The sequence below is a fragment of the Stenotrophomonas maltophilia genome (assembly GCF_001274595.1).
Taxonomy (GTDB): Bacteria; Pseudomonadota; Gammaproteobacteria; order Xanthomonadales; family Xanthomonadaceae; genus Stenotrophomonas; species Stenotrophomonas forensis.
The window spans coordinates 4,349,884-4,370,019 of the sequence record NZ_CP011010.1 but is presented as its reverse complement, the minus strand read 5'-3'; the positions used below and the strand labels follow the sequence as shown (position 1 = coordinate 4,370,019).

Below are 20,136 nucleotides of genomic sequence, written 5' to 3'. Positions count from 1 at the left end.
TAGCGGCGCGAGCGTTCTGTTTCGTAGGGAGACCCGCCATGTTCACCACTCTGGCTGCCGTGCTGGTGGCGCTGGCCCTGGGCCATGTCGCCCCGGCCGCTGCTGCCTCGCTGCGCCGTTTCGACGGCTTCCGGCGCTGGCTGGGTTGGCTGGATGCCCGGGGTGGCAAGGCCTGGCAGAGCCCCGCAGGCGTGGCCCTGGCCCTGCTGCCGCCGCTGCTGCTGATGGCCCTGCTGGCCTGGCTGCTGCGCGGGGTGCTGTTCGGCCTGCCGTCGCTGCTGCTGGGCGTGGTGGTGCTGGCATGGTGCTGGGGGCCGCGCGACCTGGACCGCGATATCGAAGCGATCATCGACGCCGACGATGCCGCGACGCGGCAGGCGGCGGTGCGCAACCTGCAGACGGCCGGTGGCAGCCTGCGCGAGGACGTGCCGTCACTGGTCGAAGCAACGGTGCTCAATGCGCTGCGGCGCTGGTTCGCGGTGTTGTTCTGGTTCCTGCTGCTGGGCCCGGCCGGTGCGCTGGGTTACAGGCTGCTGGCGCTGATGGCCGAAAGCCCGATGCGCGCCCGCGTGCCGGTGGAACCGCTGGCGCTGGCGCAGCGCCTGCTAGGCTGGATCGAGTGGCCGGTGGCGCAGCTGATGGCGTTCTCGATGGCGCTGGTGGGCAACTTCGATACGGCGTGGAAGGCCTGGCGCCAGGCCCATGGCGAGCGCCTGGCCGGGAACATCGGTTTCCTCGGAGCGGTGGCGCGTGCCAGCGTCAATGCCGAGCTGCGCGAGGATGCGCACGACTACACCGAGGCGGGACTGCTGCCGGTGTGGCAACGGCTGCCGGACCTGCGTGATGCGATGAGCCTGGTGTGGCGAATGCTGCTGCTGTGGCTGGCGATCCTGGCCCTGCTGGTGATTGCAGGCTGGGTGACGTAGTTGTATTGCAGGGCTTGCAGCCCTGCACCTGCAGAGGCCAAAGCCGCAGCCAAAGCGGCTCTGGGTTGCTGAGGCTTGGGCGGGGCGGTGTGGGACTGCAGGACACGCCGTAAACCCGTCCCTGGGGGCTCGATGGCGCCATCCATGGCGCCAACGGTCCTGCAGCCCCACACCGCCCCACCCCCGACAGATTCCGGCGGCTGTTGGTAGGTGTCGACCTTGGTCGACACGGTAGATCCACGCCATGCGTGGATGCGGAGCGAAGCGATCCGCTTCCGCTTTTGATCTTCTCTTTCTTTTCCGTGGTGGACGCACACGGAAACTGTCCGCGGCCGGGTGGGTGGGCTGCGCAGGGGCGTGAGCCGCATGGATGCGGCGACCGAGCTTACATTGAGGTACTTGCAGCGACCCCTGCGCAGCCCACCCATCCGGCCAACCCCATGATCGACAAACGCTGCCCACCACGAGGGGCTGCGCCGTTGGCTGGAAACCTAGATCGGTGCCAGCGCGGTGAACGGCGGCCACGGCAGGTTGCGCAGCAGCGCATACCCGGGCAGCACCCAGAGCCAGAACACGGGATTGGCCAGTACCCGCATCAGCGGGTCGAGCACGCGCGGGCGAATGCCGGCGATGTTCAGCAGCATCAGCAACAGGAACGGCAGGCTGATGACCAGCAGCGGGTTCATCGCCATCGCGCCCGGAAGGTCGAAATGGACCAGCGAATACAGGCAGCGCGTGCTGCCACAGCCCGGGCAGTACAGGCCGGTCAGCGCGTACAGCGGGCAGCTCGGCAAGGGATTGCCGGCGACATACGGATTGACGTTGCGCAGCACCACCGTGGCACCCACGGCCAGGCCGGCGGAGACCAGCAGCGGCGCCCAGCGGGCGAGTCGGGAACGGGCGGGAAGCGCGGACATGCAACAACGGATCCGGCGCAGGCGCCGGATCCGTCCAGGCGTATCAGTAGCCGCTGTTGCTCATCGCGCCCATGCCGCCGAGCACAACGAAGAACAGCACGTACAGCACGACCACCACGACCCAGGCAATGGCCGACCAGATGGCCCACTTCTTGGCCTTGGCGGCCGAATCCTGGGCGCCGGCGATGTCGCCCGCAGCCAGCTTGCCGTTGACCTGTGCGGCGTAGACGATCGAGACGATGCCGGCCGGCAGACAGCAGAACAGGGTGGTCAGGATGGCCCAGACCAGGTTGTTCGGGACCTGCGGAGTAGCGGTGTTCATGGGTTCAAGCTCCTTGATGGGTGGTGGTTGTGAATCATTGGTCGGAAAGAGCGCCCAGTACGGCCAAGCCGCCGAACAGCCCGAACCACAACAGCAACAGGACCGGCAGGGTCACGGCCGAAGCCACCGCCCACCAGCCCGCCTTGCGCGACGCGCTATACGCCCCCGGCAGGTCGCCGGCCGCGCGGCGGCCATCGACCTGGGAAGCGTAGACGATCGACACCACGCCCAACGGCAGGCAGCAGAACAGCGTCGTCAGGATCGCCCAGACCAGATGGTTGGGGATGTAGACCGGACGGCTGAGCGGTGGTGGTTGATTCAAAGCGAGACTCCATTCCTTGGTGGCCGGCCATGATGCATCGGCCGGACCTCCCCCCTGTGGGTGCGTAATCTACCGCAACCGGCGTTGCATGTATGCGTTTACATGCACGCCATGACGTGCTCCCCACTGGACGGTGGCGTATGCGGGGAGGTCGCCGGGCCCGCCTGGCGGGCCGTTCCGGTCAGGCGTGATCCCCACGCAGGGCGCGCACCCGGGCTTCCAGCGCAGGGGCATCGGTGCCGTGGCCGTCCACGGCCGGAGCCGCCACCACCTCGACGGTGGCGCGGAAGCGGCGCGGCACGCGCATGCGCCCGAGGCGGCTGTCGCGGCGGCTCCACATGCTCGACCACATGCCACGCAGCGCCATCGGCACCACCGGCACCGGCCGCCGTTCGAGGATCTTCTCGACGCCGGACTTGAACGGCGCCATCGTGCCGTCCCTGGTCAGTGCGCCTTCCGGGAAGATGCAGACCAGCTCGCCCTCAGCCAGCGCGGCATCGATCTCGTCGAACGCGCGCTGCATCAATGCCGGGTCTTCGCGCGCCCCGGCGATCGGGATGGCCTTGGCGGTGCGGAAGATCCAGCGCATCACCGGGATGTTGAAGATTTTGTAGTACATGACGAAGCGCACCGGGCGCGGGATCGTCGCCGACAGGATCAGCGCGTCCATGTAGCTGACATGGTTGCAGACCAGCAGCGCGGCGCCTTCGTCGGGCACGTTGGCCTCGATGCCGTGCGGGCGCAGCCGGTACAGGGTGCGCACCATCACCCAGCTGAGGAAGCGCATCAGGAATTCGGGGACGATGGTGAAGATATAGATCGCCACCAGCGCGTTGGCAATGGCCAGTGCCAGGAACTGCTGCGGAATGGTCCAGTGCAGCAGCTTGTGCGCGGCCAGCGACAGCAGGGCCGCGCCGACGATGAACCCGGAATTCTGGATGTTCAGCGCGGCGAACACGCGTGACATCTGTGCCTTCGGCGTGCGGCTCTGGATCAGCGCGAACAGCGGCACCACGAAGATGCCGGTGAACAGGCCGATGCCGATCAGGTCGATGACGATGCGGAGGCTGCCGGGCTGCTGCAGGAACGGCCCGATGGCCAGCCCGTGCACGGCGGCCTCGCCGCTGCGGGCGAAGTACAGATCAAGCAGGAACGCGGTCATGCCGAACGCACCCAGCGGCACCAGGCCGATTTCCACCGTGCGTGCCGACAGCTTTTCGCACAGCAGTGAGCCGACGCCGGTGCCGACCGAGAACAGGGCGAGGGCGAAGATGTACAGGGTCGGCTCGCCGCCGAGATTGGTCACCGCGTAGGCCGGCAGCTGCGAGGTCAGCACGGTACCGACGAACCAGAACCAGGACACGCCCAGGATCGCGTTGCGCACCGCCTTCTGCTGGCGCGCCATGCGCAGCACCGCCAGCGATTCCGGCAGCGGGTTCCAGTTGATCTTCAGGTTCGGGTCGCCGGCGTCGACCTTGGGAATCAGCCGCGCGGCGATGTTGCCGCAGATGGCCAGGCCGATGATCGCGCACGCCGCCACCACCGTGCCGTGGCTGCCGGCAACGGTGAATACCAGTCCGCCGACGATCATGCCGGACAGGATCGACATCGACGTGCCCATCTCGACCAGGCCGTTGCCACCGGTCAATTCCTCGGGCTTGAGCACCGACGGCAGTACCGAGTACTTCACCGGGCCGAACAGGGTCGACTGCATGCCGGTGCAGAACAGCGCGATCAGCAGCACCGGCAGGCTCTGGGTCAGGAAGCCGGTGGCGGCCAGCGACATGATCACGATTTCCATGGTGGTGGTGATCACGATCAGCCGCGATTTTTCCAGCTTGTCGGCAATCTGCCCGGCCAGTGCCGAGAACAGGAAGTACGGCAGGATGAAGATGGCTGGCGCCAGCGTGGCGTACAGCCCCAGTTCCTCCTCCGGCACGGCCATGAACAGCAACATGCTGATGATCGCCTGCCGGTAGACGTTGTCATTGAATGCACCGAGCGCCTGTACCACGAAGAACGGCAGGAAACGGCGCTGGCGCAGCAGGGCGAACTGGTTGTGACCGGACATGGAGCCTCCTTGACCGGCGCAGCCTAGCATTCCTGCCCATCCACCGGGACCATGGCCGGATGCATCCACGCATGGCGTGGATCTACTGAAGCCCGACGACGGTGGGTGCGGACCTGTGGGTGCGGACCGTTGGTCCGCACACCTGCCGGCTGACTCAGACGATGTCGTCGACCACGCCGCCATCCACGCGAAGCGCCGCGCCGGAGGTGGCCGAGGCCTGCGGCGAGGCCAGGTACACCACCATGTTGGCCACTTCCTCGACCGTGGCGGCACGCTGGATCACCGAGGACGGGCGATGCTCCATCACGAACTCGCGGCCGATCTGCTCCAGCGGCTTGCCGCTGCGCTGGCGTTCATCTTCAAACATCGCGGCGAAACCGTCAGAGAGCGTCGGCCCTGGAAGCACGGCATTGACGGTGACGCCACTGCCGGCCACGCGTTTGGCCAGGCCGCGTGACAGCGACAGCTGCGCGGTCTTGCTGACCCCGTAGTGGATCATGTCGGCCGGAATGTTGCGCGCCGACTCGGAGGAGATGAACAGCACGCGGCCCCAGCCGGCATCGACCATCGCCGGCAGCAGCGCACGCGACAGGCGTACGCCGGACATCACGTTGGTCTGCCAGTAGCGCTCCCAGGTGGCGTCGTCGGTCTCGAAGAAGTCCTGAGGGCCGAAGATGCCGGCGTTGTTGACCAGGATGTCGACCTTGGGCAGGCCGGCCAGCAGCGTTTCGGCACCGGCCGCATCCGAGAGGTCAGCCGCGACACCAAGCACATGGGCACCCGGTACCGTGGAGAGCAGGTGCTGGCGTGCGCGTTCAATGCTGTCGGCACTGCGGCCGTTGAGGACCACCGTGGCCCCGGCCGCGGCCAGGCCCTGTGCGATCGCCAGGCCGATGCCGGCGGTGGAAGCGGTGACCAGTGCGGTGTGGCCGCTGAGTTCGATTTTCATGGGGACATCCAGGGCAGGGGGGATGCCCCAGTATCGATCCGGCGGCGTGATCGGGATGCAGCGCAGGGCGCAACGCGTTGTTGCACGCGGCGCGGTGGATCCACGCCATGCGTGGATGGCATGCCCGATTCAGCGGTGAGGGATCAGGTCAGGCTGGTCACCGCTTCATTGGCCGCCGCCCGTACCTTCGGCAGCAGGCGCAGCACCAGCGCCATCTGCGTGCGGATCAGCTGCAGCTTCGGTGGCATCGCCTCGTCGATCTGCTCCAGCTCGGCGGCGACCGCGCGATCCGCATCGTTGTCGTCCTCCGCGACCGGCTGCCGTGCGGTCAGCGCCGTCGCCAGCTGCTGCAGTGCCTTGCGCACGCGATCACCGGCGGCCAATGCCAGCGGATCGCCGGCATAGCTGTCCACCTGGTCGCGATGTGCGCCCAGGGCCGACAGGTGGCCGAGCAGGGTGTTGGACAGGGCCAGGAAGTGGAAGCCGGCGTCCAGGTTGCGGCGCACGTGGCCGGGCTCACGCAGCATGTTCGACAGCGCGGTGGACAGCGCCGCGTCGGCGTTGTGCATGTCGCGGCGGGCGATGCGGTAGGCGAGGTCGTCGCGCATGCCGCTGCGGTACTGGCCCAGCACCGAGTCCAGGTAACGTGCGGCGGTGTCCAGCACGCGCGCCAGTACGAGATGCAGCTGGCGGCCCTGCCAGTCGGGCAGGATCAGGAACGCCGCCGCCGCTGCGATCGCACAGCCCAGCACGGTGTCGACCATGCGCGGCACGATCAGCACGAAGCCATCGCCGATCAGGTTGAAGCAGGTCAGTGCCATCACCGTGATGGCTGCCGACGCCACCAGGTAGCGGTCGGTGCGGGTGAAGAAGAACAGCAGTGCCGACAACAATGCGATCAGCAGCTGCACGTGCAACTGCGGGAACAGCTGCAGCAGTGCCCAGGTCAGTACCAGCCCGGCGAGCGTGCCGACGATGCGCTGAGCCAGGCGTTGGCGGGTGGCGCCGAAGTTGGGCCGGCACACGAACACGATGGTCAGCAGCACCCATGAACCGTTCTGCGCATTGAACAGGCGGATCGCCGCGAAGCCGGCGATCAGTGCCAGTGCCATGCGCAGGCCATGGCGGAACAGCACCGAGCCGGGCGTGAGCTGCTGGCGGATGCGCACGCCCATCTCGCGCAGGGTGTGAGGGTTGCTGTCGCGCAGGCGGGTATCGACGTTGTCCAGGCTGGCTTCGGAGCGCTCGGCATCCAGCAGGCGGCGCTCGATGCTGCGCAGGTTGTGCACCAGCAGGTCCAGCGAACCGAGCAGGCGCTGCCACTGTGGCCGCTGCTGGTCACGCAGGTAGGCCAGCGCATCGGCCAGGTCGCGCCCGGCCTGCTGGTTGTTCTCGCCATACACGAACGGGCGGCGCAGGCGGATCGCCTCGCCCAGCCGCGCGCACGCCTGGCCCTGCAGATCGAGCAGGCGCTGGCAGCGGTACAGCACGTCGCTGTGGAAGAAGGCATCTACCAGCGCGCCATACGGGTAATGCGAAGAACTGGCGCGTTCGTGGAAATCCTGCGCCATGTAGTACAGGCGCAGGTACAAGCCAGAGTTGACGCCGGGCCGGCCGGAACGGCCGAAGCGCGCCAGGATCGCCGTCTTCGCCTCGTTCAGCGCGCCGACTACGCGCCGGTTCTGCTCGGCCAGGTCGAGCTGGCGTCGCTGCAGGTCGGCCTCGCGCACCGGTTCGAACAGGGCGGCTTTCAACTGCAGGTAGCGGCCCAGTTCCAGGTACAGCCGTGCCACGCGCTCGCGCACCGGCCGATTGGCGAACAGCGCGGTCCACAGGATCGACAGCAGGCCGTACCAGACCGCACCGGCCAGCAGGTGGCTGACGGCGTCCAGTGCGCTGTGCAGGTCGCTGGCACCATGCTGCTCCAGGCCGATCATGGTGTAGATCGCCAGCGTCACCGTGGCCTGGGCAATGGACGCATAGCGCTCGCCGAGCGCACCGAGCAGGGTCAGGCCGAAGGTGGACAGCGCCAGCGCGCCGATGAAGACCCACGGCCACGGGAACAGCCAGATCACCGATGCCGCGGCGATGCAGAAGCACAGCAGTGACAGCAGCACGGCCTTGGTCCGGCCCCACCAGTTGTCATCGGTCTCGGCGATGGCGCTGGCGATGATGCCCAGGAAAACGCCGGGCAGGGCGGTCAGCGCATCCAGCTGCCAGCACGCGGCCACCGCTGCCGTGAGGGCGATGAACACCCGCAGGCCGTAACTGGCCTTCTCGTGGGCCCACAGGCGGCTGAGACGGGATTGTCGGGCGGACATGCAGGCTCGGTGGAAGGATCTGCCACCATTATTGCGGGCTGCGCGTGAAATATGCAGTGCGGACCACCACGGTAGTGCCGGCCGCTGGCCGGCAGATGCGCCGGGGAAGCCGGCCAGTGGCCGGCTCTACCGAGCTAGGCCCGCTGCGCTCGCTTGAGCAGCTTCGCCTCGCGCTTGCGTGCGCGACGCGCCCGCCAGCGTTCGGCCAGGCACGAGAAGATCACGTACAGCGCCGGCGTGCTGAGCAGGGTCAGGCTCTGCGAGAACAGCAGGCCGCCGATCATCGCGATGCCCAGCGGGCGGCGCAGCTCGGAGCCTTCGCCGAGGCCGATCGCCAGCGGCACCGCCGCCAGGATCGCCACCATGGTGGTCATCATGATCGGGCGGAAGCGCACGATGCTGGCCTCGCGGGCGGCGTCGCGCGGCGCCAGCCCGTGCTCGCGCTGTGCTACCAGCGCGAAGTCGATCATCATGATCGCGTTCTTCTTGACGATGCCGATCAGCAGCACCAGCGCGATCATCGAGATCACCGACAGCTCGGTGTTGGTGCCGAACAAGGCCAGCAGCGCACCCACGCCCGCCGCCGGCAGCGTGGACAGGATGGTGACCGGGTGGATCAAGCTCTCGTAGAGCATGCCCAGCACCAGGTACACGGTGAGGATCGCCGCCAGCACCAGGATCAGCATGTCGCTGGGGTCGGAGTTGAACCCGAAGCCCGCATCATCGGCCAGGCGGATGTCGCCCGGCATGCGCATGCCGGCCACGGTCGCATCGATGATCGCCTTGGCCTCGCCCATGCTCACGTCCGGAGCCAGGTTGTAGCTGAGGTCCATCGTCGTGTACTGGTTTTCATGGGTGATCTGCGACGGTGCCAGCCCCGGAATCTGGGTGGCGACCGCGGTGATCGGCACCATGTCGCCGTTGCGCGCCCGCACGTACACCTCATCCAGCGCCGCCGGCGTGGCGGTCTGCGAGGGCAGGGCGTTGACCACCACGCTGTACTGGTTGATGTCCGAGTAGATGGTCGAGATCTGGCGCTGGCCGAAGGCTCCGTACAGCGCGCCATCGATGGCGCCGACGGTGATGCCCAGGCGCGCGGCCTTGGCGCGGTCGATCTGGATGTTCTGGCGCAGCCCGGCGTTGTCGACATCGGTGCCGACGTCACGCAGTTTCGGGTTCTTCTTCAATTCCGCCTGAAGCTTGGGCAGCCATTCCTGCAGTGCAGCCAGGTCGTTGCCCTGCAGCGAAATGCGGTACTGCGCGCCCTGGCTGGAGCCACCGCCATCGTTGCTGGGAAGATCCTGGATCGCGCGCAGGCGCAGCTGCAGGTCCGGGTAGCGGTCGGCCTTGGCACTCAACCGCGCCAGTGCATGCGCGGTGGTTTCGCGGCGGCCGTCGCTGCGCGATTTCAGCTCGATGTTGAACTGCGCGCTGGAGCCCTGGCGGCCGCTGCCCAGGCGTACGCCCACGGTCTTCACCGCCGGGTCGGCCATCAGCATGTCGGTGATGCGGCGCTGGCGGGCGACCATGTCCTCGAAGGAGACGGTGGCGCTGGAGTTGGCGCGGCCCCAGATCAGGCCGGTGTCCTGCGGCGGGAACGCACCCTTTTTCACTGCACCGAACAGGAACACGGTGACGCCGATCAGGATCAACGGGGTCAACGACATCAGCAGCGCGTGGCGCAGCGAGAAGTCGAGGAACACGGTGTAGATGCGCAGCATGCGCTCGTGGCCGGCATCGAGCCAGCGGCCGAAGCGCGACGGCGGCGCCGCGTGGTCGTGCGCGCTGAGGAAGCGGCTGCACAGCGCCGGGGTCAGCGTCAGCGAGACGATCATCGAGACCACGATGGCCGCCACCAGGGTGACGGTGAATTCGCGGAAGAACGCGCCCATCATGCCGCTGGCGAACAGCAGCGGGATGAACACCGCCACCAGCGAGGCGGTGATCGAGACGATGGTGAAGCCAATCTCGCGGGCCCCGGTCAGCGCCGCCTGCATGCGCGGCATGCCCTCGTCGAGGTGGCGCATGATGTTCTCGATCACCACGATGGCATCGTCGACCACGAAGCCGATCGCGATCACCAGCGCCAGCAGGCTCAGGTTGTTCAGGGTGAAGCCCATCACGTACATCACCAGCGCGGCACCCGCCAGCGACAGCGGCACGGTCACCGCGGCGATCAGCGTCGGTGCCAGCCGGCGCAGGAACAGCGCCATGGTCAGCACCACCATCGCCAGGCTGATCAGCAGGGTGATCTGCACTTCATGCAGCGAGGAACGGATGGTCGGCGTACGGTCGAAGTACGGCGTCATCGTGGTGCCCGGCTGCAGGTAGTCGCGCAGGGTCGGGATCTGCGCCTTGACCCGGTCCACGGTCTCCACGATGTTGGCGCCGGCACGGGTGAACACGTACATCACCACCGCCGGCTTGTGGTCGAACCAGGCCGCCTGGTAGGCGTCCTGCTGGCCGTCGTAGACGTTGGCGATGTCCTTCAGGCGGATCACCCGGCCATCGCCCTGGGTCTTGACCACCAGGTCGGCGAAGTCGGCGGCACGCGCCACCGAATCGTTGGCGATGATCGCGGTGGTGGTGTTGCCATCGCTGAGGAAGCCGGTGGGCGAGGTCACATTGGCCGCGCGCACGGCGTTGCGCAGGTCGTCGGCGGTCAGGCCGAGGGCGTTCATCAGGCGCAGGTTGACGTCCACGCGCACGGCCGGCGTCGAGGCACCGGCGATGTCGACCGAGGCGACGCCGCTGATCTGGCGGATGCGCTGCGCCAGCAGTGAGTCAGCGACGTTGTACAGCTCGTCGGCCGACTGCGTCTGCGAGGTCAGCGCGATGGCGATCACCGGGTCATCGTTCGGATTCGCCTTCTGGTACATCGGCGAGCCCATGCCCGAGGGCAGGTCGGCCTGCGCCGAGTTGATCGCGGTCTGTACGTCCAGCGCCGCCGAATCGATGTTGTGACCGCTCTGGAAGATCATGAACACCAGCGAGCTGCCTTCCGAGCTCGACGAGCGCATGCGGTCGATGCCCGGCAGCTGGCCCAGGTGGCGCTCCAGCGGTGCGGTGACCGTGGTCGCCATGGTGGCTGCATCGGCGCCGGACTGGCTGGCGTGCACGAAGATCACCGGGATCTCGATGTTCGGCAGTGCCGACACACCCAGGCGCAGGTAGCAGATCAGGCCGACCATGAACAGGCCGATGGCCAGCAGCGCGGTGCCGATCGGGCGGCGGATGAAGGGGCCGGACAGGTTCATCGTGCGGCCCCCCGCAGCAGCGGGGCGTGGATCATGCCTGCGGCTCCTGCAGCGAACCGTTGCGCAGCGCACGCTGTTCGCGGCGGCGGGCCAGCCACTCGGAGAAGCGCTCCATGTACAGGTAGATCACCGGCGTGGTGTAAAGCGTGACCAGCTGCGACAGCAGCAGGCCGCCGACGATGGCGATGCCCAGCGGGCGGCGCAGTTCCGAGCCGATGCCGGTGCCCAGCGCCAGCGGCAGCGCGCCAAGCATGGCGGCGGCGGTGGTCATCATGATCGGGCGGAAGCGCAGCAGGCAGGCGCGACGGATCGCTTCATGCGCGTTGGCGCCGGCGCGGCGCGCCTCGATCGCGAAGTCGACCATCATGATGCCGTTCTTCTTGACGATGCCGATCAGCAGCACGATGCCGACGATGCCATCCACCGACAGGCTCAGGCCGCACAGCATCAGCGCCAGCAGCGCACCGACACCGGCCGGCGGCAGGGTGGAGATGATCGTGATCGGGTGGATGTAGCTCTCATAGAGCACGCCCAGCACGATGTAGATCACCACCAGCGAGGCCAGCAGCAGCCACACCACATCGGTCTGGCTGCCGGTGAACTCGGCGGCCTTGCCGATGAACTCGGCATGCAGGTGGGTCGGCATGTCCAGGCTGTCCTTGGTCTCCTGGATTGCACGCACGGCCTCGGACAGCGAATAGCCCGGCGCCACGTTGAACGAGACCGTCACCGCCGGCAGCTGCTGCTGGTGGCTGACCACCAGCGGTGCGCTACTCACCTTGCCCTCGGCCAAGGCCGACAGCGGGATGATGTTGCCGGCGCCGACAGTGATGCCGGTGTTCTGCGCGCCGATGCCGGTGGCGGTGGACGAATTGGACGAGGTGACCTGGCCGAAGCTGGTGGCATTGGTGCCGGTCAGTGCGCCGGCGCCGTTGGAGGCCACGGCCAGCTGCTGCATCAGCGCGGTGCTGGTGCGGAACTCCGGTGCCACTTCCAGCACCACGCGGTACTGGTTGAGCTCGGTGAAGATGGTCGAGATCTGGCGCTGGCCGAACGCATCGTAGAGCGTGTCATCGATGGTCTGCATCGGTACGCCCAGTACGCTGGCCTTGTCGCGGTCGATGTTCAGCTCAAGCGCGCGGCCCTGGTTGGACAGGTTGTTGTCGACGTCGGCCAGTTCCGGGCGCTGGCGCAGCGCTTCGGTCAGGCGCGTGGCCTGGGTGGCCACCGTCGCCGAATCCACGTCCGACAGCGAGTACTGGTACTCGGTGGCAGCCACGCGGGTATCCAGGGTCACGTCCTGCACCGGCTTCAGGTACAGCGCCACGCCCGGAATGCCTGCCACTGCCTTCTGCAGGCGTGGCAGGATCTCGTCCAGGCCGTCGCGCTGGCTGCGCTCCTTCAGCACGATCGACAGCTGGCCCTGGTTGAGCGTGGGGTTCATGCTGCCGGCACCGATGAATGCAGAAACGCCGGTGACGTCCGGGTCCTGACGCAGTGCTTCTGCGACCTGCTTGGTGCGCTGCTCCATCTGCGGGAAGGCGATGTTCTGGTCGGCCTGCACCACGCCGGTGATCAGGCCGGTGTCCTGCTCGGGCAGCAGGCCCTTGGGAATCAGCACGTACAGCAGCACGGTCAGCACCAGCGCGCCGCCGGCCACGGCCAGGGTCAGGCGCTGGTGGCCCAGCACCCAGTCCAGGCTGTGCTCGTACAGGCCGACGGTGCGTGTCCACAGGTTCTGCTTGCCGGCCGCCGCTGCGCGCTCATGCGCGTCCTCGCCCTCGGGCAGGGCATCGGGCTTGAGCAGGTAGGCGCACATCATCGGGGTGAGCGTCAGCGAGATCAGCATCGACAGCACCACGGCGATGCTCAGCACCCACGCGAACTCATGGAACAGGCGGCCGGTGACGCCAGGCATCAGCAGCAGCGGCAGGAACACCGCCACCAGCGAGACGGTCAGCGACAGCACGGTGAAGCCGATCTGGCGCGCACCGATTTCGGCCGCCTCCTTGCCACTCTTGCCCTGCTCGATGTAGCGCACGATGTTCTCGATCATCACGATCGCATCGTCGACCACGAAGCCGGTGGCCACCACCAGCGCCATCAGCGAAAGGTTGTCCAGCGACATGCCGGCAAAGGCCATCACCGCGAAAGTGCCGGCCAGTGACAGCGGCACCGCCACCGACGGGATGATCGTGGCCCACAACCGGCGCAGGAACACGAAGATCACCGCCACCACCAGGCCGATGGTCAGGATCAGGGTGAACTGCACTTCATGCACCGACGCGCGGATGGTCTCGGTGCGGTCGTTGAAGATCTCCAGGTGCACGTCGGCCGGCAGCACGCCCTGCAGCTGCGGCAGGATCGCGCGGATGCGTTCGACGGTCTGCACGATGTTGGCGCCGGGCTGGCGGCGCACTTCCAGCAGTACCGCGGGCTTGCCATCGGCCCAGGCGGCCAGCTGGTCGTTCTCCACGCCATCGACCACGTCGGCCACGTCGGACAACCGCACCGGGCGGCCGTTCTTGTAGCTGATGATGGTGTCGCGGTACTCGGCGGCACTGGCCAGCTGGTCGTTGGTGCCGATGCTGTAGGACTGGGTCTTGCCGTTCAACGAACCCTTGGGCGCATTGACATTGGCCTGGGTCAGCGCGCTGCGCAGCTGTTCCAGGGTCAGGCCCATGTTCGACAGCTGCGCCGGGTTGACCTGGATGCGCACCGCCGGGCGCACGTTGCCGGCGATCGAAACCAGGCCCACGCCCTGCACCTGCGACAGGCGCTGGGCCAGGATCGAGTCGGCGTAGTTGTTGACGTCGCGCAGCGGGCGCGTGTCAGACGTCAGCTTCAGGGTGACGATGGCCGCGTCGGCCGGGTTCACCCGGTTGTAGACCGGCTGGTAGGGCAGCGACGAGGGCAGGGTGGCCTGGCGGATCGCCGCCTGCACGTCCTGCGCGGCGATGTCGATGTCGCGGTCCATCGAGAACTGCAGGATGATCGTCGACAACCCGGCCGAGGAGTCGGAGGTCATCAGCTCCAGCCCGGAGATCTGCCCGAACTGGCGCTCCAGTGGCGTGGTGACCAGCGAAGCCATGGTGGTGGCGTTGGCGCCGGGGTACTGGGTGGTGACCACCAGGCTGGGTGCATCGATTTCCGGCAGCGCCGACACCGGCAGCTTGCGGTAACCGAGGATGCCCAGCAGCAACAGCCCCGCCATCAACAGCGAGGTGGCGATGGGGCGGCGGATGAAGATCGTCGAAAAGCCCACGGACTGATCCTTGCTGGCACTTCATTGGCAGCGCCGGCGGGGATGCCGGCGCGGGATAGGTCAGTGGCCTGCGCTCAGCGCGGGCCGCCACCACGACGGCCACCGCCGCCACCGTTCTTCTGCTCGGCGGCCTTCAGTTCGGCCTCGGTCGGCGCGGCCGGCGTTTCGCCCGGCTTCAACGCGGTGACCTTGCTGCCCGGCTTCAGGCGGAACTGGCCTTCGCTGACCACGCGCTCGCCACCCTTCAGGCCTTCGGCGATCTGCACCTGGCTGTCGCCCACTTCCACGCCGCTGCGCACGGTCTGCATCTTTACCGTGTTGTCGCCCTGCACGATGTAGACGTACTCGCCATCCGGGCCACGCAGCACCGCCTGGGTCGGGATGACCACGCCGCCACCGATGGTACGCAGCTGCATGCGCACGTTGACGAACTGGCCCGGCCACAGCCCGTTGTCGGTGTTGTCGAAGATCGCGCGGGCCTTGAACGTGCCGCTGTCGGCGCTGATCAGGTTGTCGACCACGTCCAGCTTGCCGTCGCCGGAAAGCACGTGCGAATCGGCGCGGTCCAGCGCGGCCACCGGCACCGTGCCGGCCGCCTGCGCCTGGCGCACGTCGCCGAGCTGGCGCTCGGGCAGGTTGAACAGCACGTGGATCGGATGGATCTGGGTCAGCGTGACCAGCGCGGTACCCGCGTTGACCACGTTGCCGGCGTCGACCGCGCGGATGCCGGCAATGCCGGAGATCGGTGCGGTGACCTTGGTGTACTGCAGCTGCACCTGTGCCGAGCGCATGCTGGCCTCGTTCGCTGCGACCGCGCTTTCGTACTGTGCCACTTGGTTTCGCTGTGTATCCAGATCGGTCTTGGCAACGTACTGGCGATACTCGGGTGCGTTCGAGCGCTGGAAGTTGGAGCGTGCGGTGGCCAGCAGGGCTTCGTTCTGGCGCTTGGCCGCCGCCGCCTGGTCATAGCTGGCCTGCGCGGTGCGCGGATCGATCACCGCCAGCACGTCACCCTGCTTCACTTCCTGGCCTTCGCGGAAATTGAGGCTCATCAGCTGGCCGCCCACCTGCGGGCTGACGGTGACAGTATTCATCGCCGTCACCGTGCCCAGCGCGCTGGCGTACACCGGCACGTCCTGGCGCGTGGCGTCGACCACGGTCACCGGCACCGGGCCGGCATCCGGGTCTTCGCCGCCCTGGCGCGCGCCCGCAGCGGGTTTTCCAGCCTTGTCCTTGCCTCCGCCGGCGACGCGCAGGCCGACCACGGCCAGCACCAGTACCGCCACGACCAGCAGCACGATCTTCCAAACACGTGACATTACGAGGACTCCAAGAGGGCTGGACCGGGCGGGACCCCGGGGGCAATGCGCAAAGCATACCTGTGCCACATCACGTTTCCTGCATGACGGATGGGACGGGCGCTAAGACCGGATCCAGCCGCGGAGGTTCCCGTGGCGGCAGTGTTGCCCTACATTCAGCTGGAACCCCTTGCCGTGGAGATTGCGATGCGCCGTTCGCTGCTGTTGTCCGCCCTGTTGCTGGCCCTGCCGGCGCTTGCCCATGCCCAGGACGGGCAGCGCCCGGAAGTGACCGCCGCCGCACAGCGGCTGCAGGCCCGGGTGGTTGAATGGCGCCGCGATTTCCACCAGCACCCGGAGCTGTCCAACCGCGAGGCGCGCACCTCGGCCGAGGTCGCCAAGCGCCTGCGTGCGATGGGCCTGAAGCCGAAGACCGGCATCGCCCATCACGGCGTGGTGGCGATCATCGAAGGCGGCAAGCCGGGCCCGAAGATCGCGCTGCGCGCGGACATGGATGCGTTGCCGGTGACCGAGCAGACCGGCCTGCCGTTCGCCTCCAAGGCCACCGACCAGTACCGCGGCCAGACCGTGGGCGTGATGCATGCCTGCGGCCATGATGCGCACACCGCCACCCTGCTCGGCGTGGCCGAAGCGCTGGTGTCGATGAAGAAGGACCTGCCGGGCCAGGTGATGCTGATCTTCCAGCCGGCCGAGGAAGGCGCACCGCCACCGGAAGAGGGCGGTGCGGCACTGATGTTGAAGGAAGGACTGTTCGCCGACTTCAAGCCGGAGGCGGTGTTCGGCCTGCATGTGTTCTCCAGCGTGCAGGCAGGGCAGATCGCAGTGCGTGGTGGCCCGCTGATGGCCGCCTCGGACCGCTTCGGGATCAAGGTGATCGGCCGCCAGACGCACGGTTCGGCACCGTGGAATGGCGTGGACCCGATCGTGGCCACCGCCGATCTGGTCGGCACCGCGCAGACCATTGTCAGCCGCCGCGCCAACCTGTCCAAGCAGCCTGCGGTGCTGACTTTCGGCGCGATCAACGGCGGCATCCGCTACAACATCATTCCGGATGAAGTGGAGATGGTCGGCACCATCCGCACCTTCGACGAAGGCATGCGCCAGCAGATCTTCGCCGACCTGCGCAACGTGGCCGAGCATACTGCTGCCGCGCACGGCGCGAAGGCAGTGACCGACATCTACGAGTCGGAAGGCAACCCGGCGACGGTGAACGACCCGGCGCTGACCGCGAAGATGCTGCCGAGCCTGCAGGCGGTGGTCGGCAAGGACAACGTGTACGAGCCGCCGCTGCAGATGGGCGCGGAAGACTTCTCGCTGTACGCGAAGGAAGTGCCGGGCATGTTCTTCTTCGTGGGTTCGACCAGCGTGGGCATCGACCCGGCGACGGCGCCGGCCAACCATTCGCCGAAGTTCCTGCTGGATGAGAAGGCGCTGGATGTTGGGCTGCGGGCGTTGCTGCAGGTGAGCCTGGATTACCTGCACGGTGCTGGAACTCCTGCGGGCTGAGGGTTTCCGGCAGGGCTTGCAGCCCTGGGTACGCGACATCGCATACGCGCTGTCGCTCCCACAGTTCGCTGCGCGAACCGTGGGCCCCCCTTACCAGCTTCCAGACCCCCGCCGCTTCGCGGCCGCCCCCTGACTCAGGGGGCTTTCCTCTAGACCCGATCCCGTGGCTTGCCGGTAGATCCACGCCATGCGTGGATGGCAGACATCCGGAATGTCTGAAGCATCGGCTTTTGATTTTGATTTTCCTGATCTTTCCCGCGGTGGCGCGGGAAACTGTCCGTGGCCGGGAGGGTGGGTTGGCTGGGGGCGTGAGCCGCATGGATGCGGCGACCGAGCTTACATGGACGTACTTGCAGCGGCCCCCAGCCAACCCACCCTCCCGGCCGATCCGAGATCCTGCCCTGAACCACCACGGAGGGGCTCCGCCGTTGGCCGGCCCGGCCGAAGGCCCGCTTCTGGCGCGATACAATGACGCCCATGAACACCCCACAGGATTCCAGCCTCGGTCGCGAGGTCAGTTACCCGTCGCAGTACGATCCCGGCCTGCTGTTCCCCATCCCCCGCAGCGGCGCCCGCGCCGAGATCGGCCTCGATGATGCGGCGCTGCCGTTCGTCGGCCATGACCGCTGGCATGCCTTCGAACTGAGCTGGCTCGACCCGCGCGGCAAGCCGCAGGTCGCCGTCGCCACCGTGCAGGTGCCGTGCACCTCGCCGCGGCTGATCGAATCGAAGTCGTTCAAGCTGTACCTCAACTCCCTCAACAGCACCCGCATCGACACCGCCGAAGCGCTGCGCGCACGCATCGTCGCCGACCTTTCAGCCTGTGCCGGTGCGCCGGTCCATGTGGAGTTCGGCCTGCCGGGCCTGCGCGAGACGCCGCTCGGCGAGTCGATCGACGGGCTGGAGGTGGAGATCGACTGCTATGGCCCCCCGCAGGCGGACTTCCTTGCCGCTGATGCCGGCCAGGTGGTGGAAGAGACCCTGGTCTCGGCGCTGCTGAAGTCCAACTGCCCGGTCACCGGCCAGCCGGACTGGGCCACGGTCAGCCTGCGCTACCGCGGGCCGAAGATCGACCGCGCCGGCCTGCTGCGCTATCTGGTCAGCTACCGCGAGCACGCCGAGTTCCACGAGCAGTGCGTTGAGCGGATCTTCAGCGAAGTGTTCACGCGCTGCCAGCCGGAGTGGCTGGAAGTGGAAGCGCGCTATACCCGCCGTGGTGGCCTGGACATCAATCCCTGGCGGGCCAGTCCCGGCATTGCCACCCCGGCCGCGACCTACCGCGAACTGCGCCAGTAACCGGTAGTGCCGGCCGCTGGCCGGCAACCGCGCGCAACCCGCATCCAGGGCAGGCCGGCCAGCGGCCGGCACGACCAGGCACCCGCTCTCCCGATTGTTCAGCCGCCCCAGGGGGCGGCTTCACATCTGCACCATCCCCATTTAACAACCTCCATGGCAACGTGCGAACCACGTAGTCATGCAGACGGGAGTTGTGGATGAGTACCGAGAAGAAAGCCGATTTCTCCGGCGTCAGTGCCAGCGTCGACAGTACCGCCGAGCAGGTGCCGAAGGCGGACTTCTCCGGCGTCAGCGCTTCGGTGGACAGCACCGCCGAGGTTGTCAGCGGCGGCACCTACACCGTGCAGAAGGGAGATTCGCTGTCGAAGATCGCCAAGCAGCACCTGGGCGACGCCAATGCCTGGAAGAAGATCTTCGAAGCCAACCGCGATGTGCTCGATGACCCGGACAAGATCTTCCCGGGCCAGACCCTGAAGCTGCCGCCGAAGTAAGCCGGCAATCGAACGCCGTCCGACAATCCCCTGGGAGGAACCCCGAATGATCAAGACCACCCCGCTCCAGACCGCCCTGATCGCCGCCCTGCTGGGCAGCGTTGCCCTGGTCGGTTGCAAGAAGAAGGAAGAGTCGACCGACAGCAACGCCGCACCGGCAGCAACCGCGCCGGCTGAACCGGCAGCGCCGGCGCCGATGACCGGCGCACCGCCGCCGATGGCCGAAGCCGCTGCGGTCAGCGTCTCCACCGTTACCGTGGGCAAGACGGCCGCCGCCGACAAGTCGGTCGCACCGGCTGCCCTGTTCGCACCGAAGGATGACGTCATCGTCTCGATCAAGACCGACGGCGCCGCCAACAATGTCAATGTCGGCGCCAAGCTGACCTACCAGGACGGCCAGGTGGCCGGCGAACAGACCGCGACCCTGAACGCCAGCGGCGCGGAAACCACCAACGTCACGTTCAAGAATGCAAAGGGCTGGCCGGCCGGCAAGTACCGCGCCGAGGTCATGGTCGATGGCAAGGCGGCCGGAACGCCGCAGGAGTTCGAGGTCAAGTAAGTCCTGCCGACTCTCTCCCGGCAGGACTCACGATGGGCGCAGCCGCGAGGCTGCGTCCTTTTTTATTGGGCGATGCTCGCTCGACATGGATCTCGGGTACCCTCAGCCGCATACGGACAGGTCGGGGGACAGGATGCTCAGCTGGATGGCACTCACCCTCGCAATCGCACCCGCTGATCTGTGGAGCTACAGCTGCGACCACTTTCTATACGGTGCCTGTCTGCGCGTGCCTACGGGCATGTCCGTGACCTACGAGGCACCTGTCGACTTTGGTCTGCACCGCGTCAGGCGTGGCGATAGGGAAGTCGCCTTGATCTACGAGGGCGATGCACCTGAAAAGCCTGCGCCCGGAAGCACGCCGGATCTGCGCTTCACGGACAGCGGATATGCCGTGTCGGGGTACGCAAGCGCGGACGGAGGTTCCACCCGGTACGACGTCTACGTTCGACCCAGCGTGTCTGGCGCCGGTTCGCTGCACATCCGAGGTGCTGCTGCGACGGCAGATGAAGTCGCCAGCCTGGCCGCCGTCGTTGGAGGATTCCGCGTCTGCAGCTTCCGGCGAAGCAAACGCGCACAGACGTTGACCTGTCCGATGGGCGCCGAGTGGGGGCAGCG

At 67.4% G+C, this 20,136-nt stretch carries 14 protein-coding genes; 5 read left to right on the top strand and 9 right to left on the bottom strand.

All coding sequences use genetic code 11. The annotated features are described in order from the left end of the window. The first annotated feature begins 38 nt into the window (after nt 1–38). On the top strand, nt 39–926 hold the full coding sequence (ampE, locus tag VN11_RS19850; protein WP_053450985.1) for a regulatory signaling modulator protein AmpE: 888 nt from the start codon (nt 39–41) through the stop codon (nt 924–926). A gap of 491 nt (nt 927–1,417) precedes the next feature. On the opposite strand, the gene VN11_RS19845 is transcribed toward ampE, so the two are convergent. From VN11_RS19845 to VN11_RS19805, 9 genes are all read right to left on the bottom strand, one after another. Next, nucleotides 1,418–1,843: a DUF2752 domain-containing protein gene (locus VN11_RS19845; protein WP_053450984.1), complete on the bottom strand. Its 426-nt coding sequence runs from the start codon at nt 1,841–1,843 to the stop codon at nt 1,418–1,420. A 43-nt stretch (nt 1,844–1,886) separates the two neighbouring features. Further along, the gene (locus VN11_RS19840; RefSeq protein ID WP_006473644.1) at nt 1,887–2,165 is read right to left on the bottom strand and encodes a CD225/dispanin family protein; all 279 of its coding nucleotides are present in this window, start codon (nt 2,163–2,165) and stop codon (nt 1,887–1,889) included. 34 nt (nt 2,166–2,199) lie between these two features. Next, complete coding sequence (locus tag VN11_RS19835; RefSeq protein WP_008265497.1) at nt 2,200–2,487, bottom strand: CD225/dispanin family protein; 288 nt, start codon at nt 2,485–2,487, stop codon at nt 2,200–2,202. Between the two features lie 181 nt (nt 2,488–2,668). Next, nucleotides 2,669–4,558, bottom strand: coding sequence for an MFS transporter (locus VN11_RS19830; RefSeq protein ID WP_053450983.1), 1,890 nt, complete (start codon nt 4,556–4,558; stop codon nt 2,669–2,671). 154 nt (nt 4,559–4,712) lie between these two features. Beyond that, nucleotides 4,713–5,507, bottom strand: coding sequence for an SDR family NAD(P)-dependent oxidoreductase (locus VN11_RS19825; RefSeq protein ID WP_053450982.1), 795 nt, complete (start codon nt 5,505–5,507; stop codon nt 4,713–4,715). Nucleotides 5,508–5,650: 143 nt separating this feature from the next. Then, nucleotides 5,651–7,828 (bottom strand): YccS family putative transporter, encoded by a 2,178-nt coding sequence (yccS, locus tag VN11_RS19820; protein ID WP_053450981.1) that lies wholly within the window; start codon nt 7,826–7,828, stop codon nt 5,651–5,653. Nucleotides 7,829–7,962: 134 nt separating this feature from the next. Further along, nucleotides 7,963–11,085, bottom strand: coding sequence for an efflux RND transporter permease subunit (locus tag VN11_RS19815; RefSeq protein WP_006473614.1), 3,123 nt, complete (start codon nt 11,083–11,085; stop codon nt 7,963–7,965). 31 nt (nt 11,086–11,116) lie between these two features. Next, nucleotides 11,117–14,350, bottom strand: a complete 3,234-nt coding sequence (locus VN11_RS19810) for an efflux RND transporter permease subunit (RefSeq protein ID WP_053450980.1) — start codon at nt 14,348–14,350, stop codon at nt 11,117–11,119. A gap of 74 nt (nt 14,351–14,424) precedes the next feature. After that, complete coding sequence (locus VN11_RS19805; protein ID WP_053450979.1) at nt 14,425–15,669, bottom strand: efflux RND transporter periplasmic adaptor subunit; 1,245 nt, start codon at nt 15,667–15,669, stop codon at nt 14,425–14,427. 186 nt (nt 15,670–15,855) lie between these two features. On the opposite strand from VN11_RS19805, the gene VN11_RS19800 reads away from it, so the two are divergent. From VN11_RS19800 to VN11_RS19785, 4 genes are all read left to right on the top strand, one after another. Beyond that, nucleotides 15,856–17,175, top strand: coding sequence for a M20 family metallopeptidase (locus VN11_RS19800; protein ID WP_006473586.1), 1,320 nt, complete (start codon nt 15,856–15,858; stop codon nt 17,173–17,175). Nucleotides 17,176–17,652: 477 nt separating this feature from the next. Continuing rightward, complete coding sequence (gene queF / locus VN11_RS19795; protein ID WP_053450978.1) at nt 17,653–18,471, top strand: NADPH-dependent 7-cyano-7-deazaguanine reductase QueF; 819 nt, start codon at nt 17,653–17,655, stop codon at nt 18,469–18,471. A 197-nt stretch (nt 18,472–18,668) separates the two neighbouring features. Beyond that, nucleotides 18,669–18,962: a LysM peptidoglycan-binding domain-containing protein gene (locus tag VN11_RS19790; RefSeq protein ID WP_006473550.1), complete on the top strand. Its 294-nt coding sequence runs from the start codon at nt 18,669–18,671 to the stop codon at nt 18,960–18,962. Between the two features lie 46 nt (nt 18,963–19,008). Continuing rightward, the gene (locus tag VN11_RS19785) at nt 19,009–19,521 is read left to right on the top strand and encodes a hypothetical protein (protein ID WP_006473548.1); all 513 of its coding nucleotides are present in this window, start codon (nt 19,009–19,011) and stop codon (nt 19,519–19,521) included. The last annotated feature ends 615 nt before the right edge of the window (nt 19,522–20,136 follow it).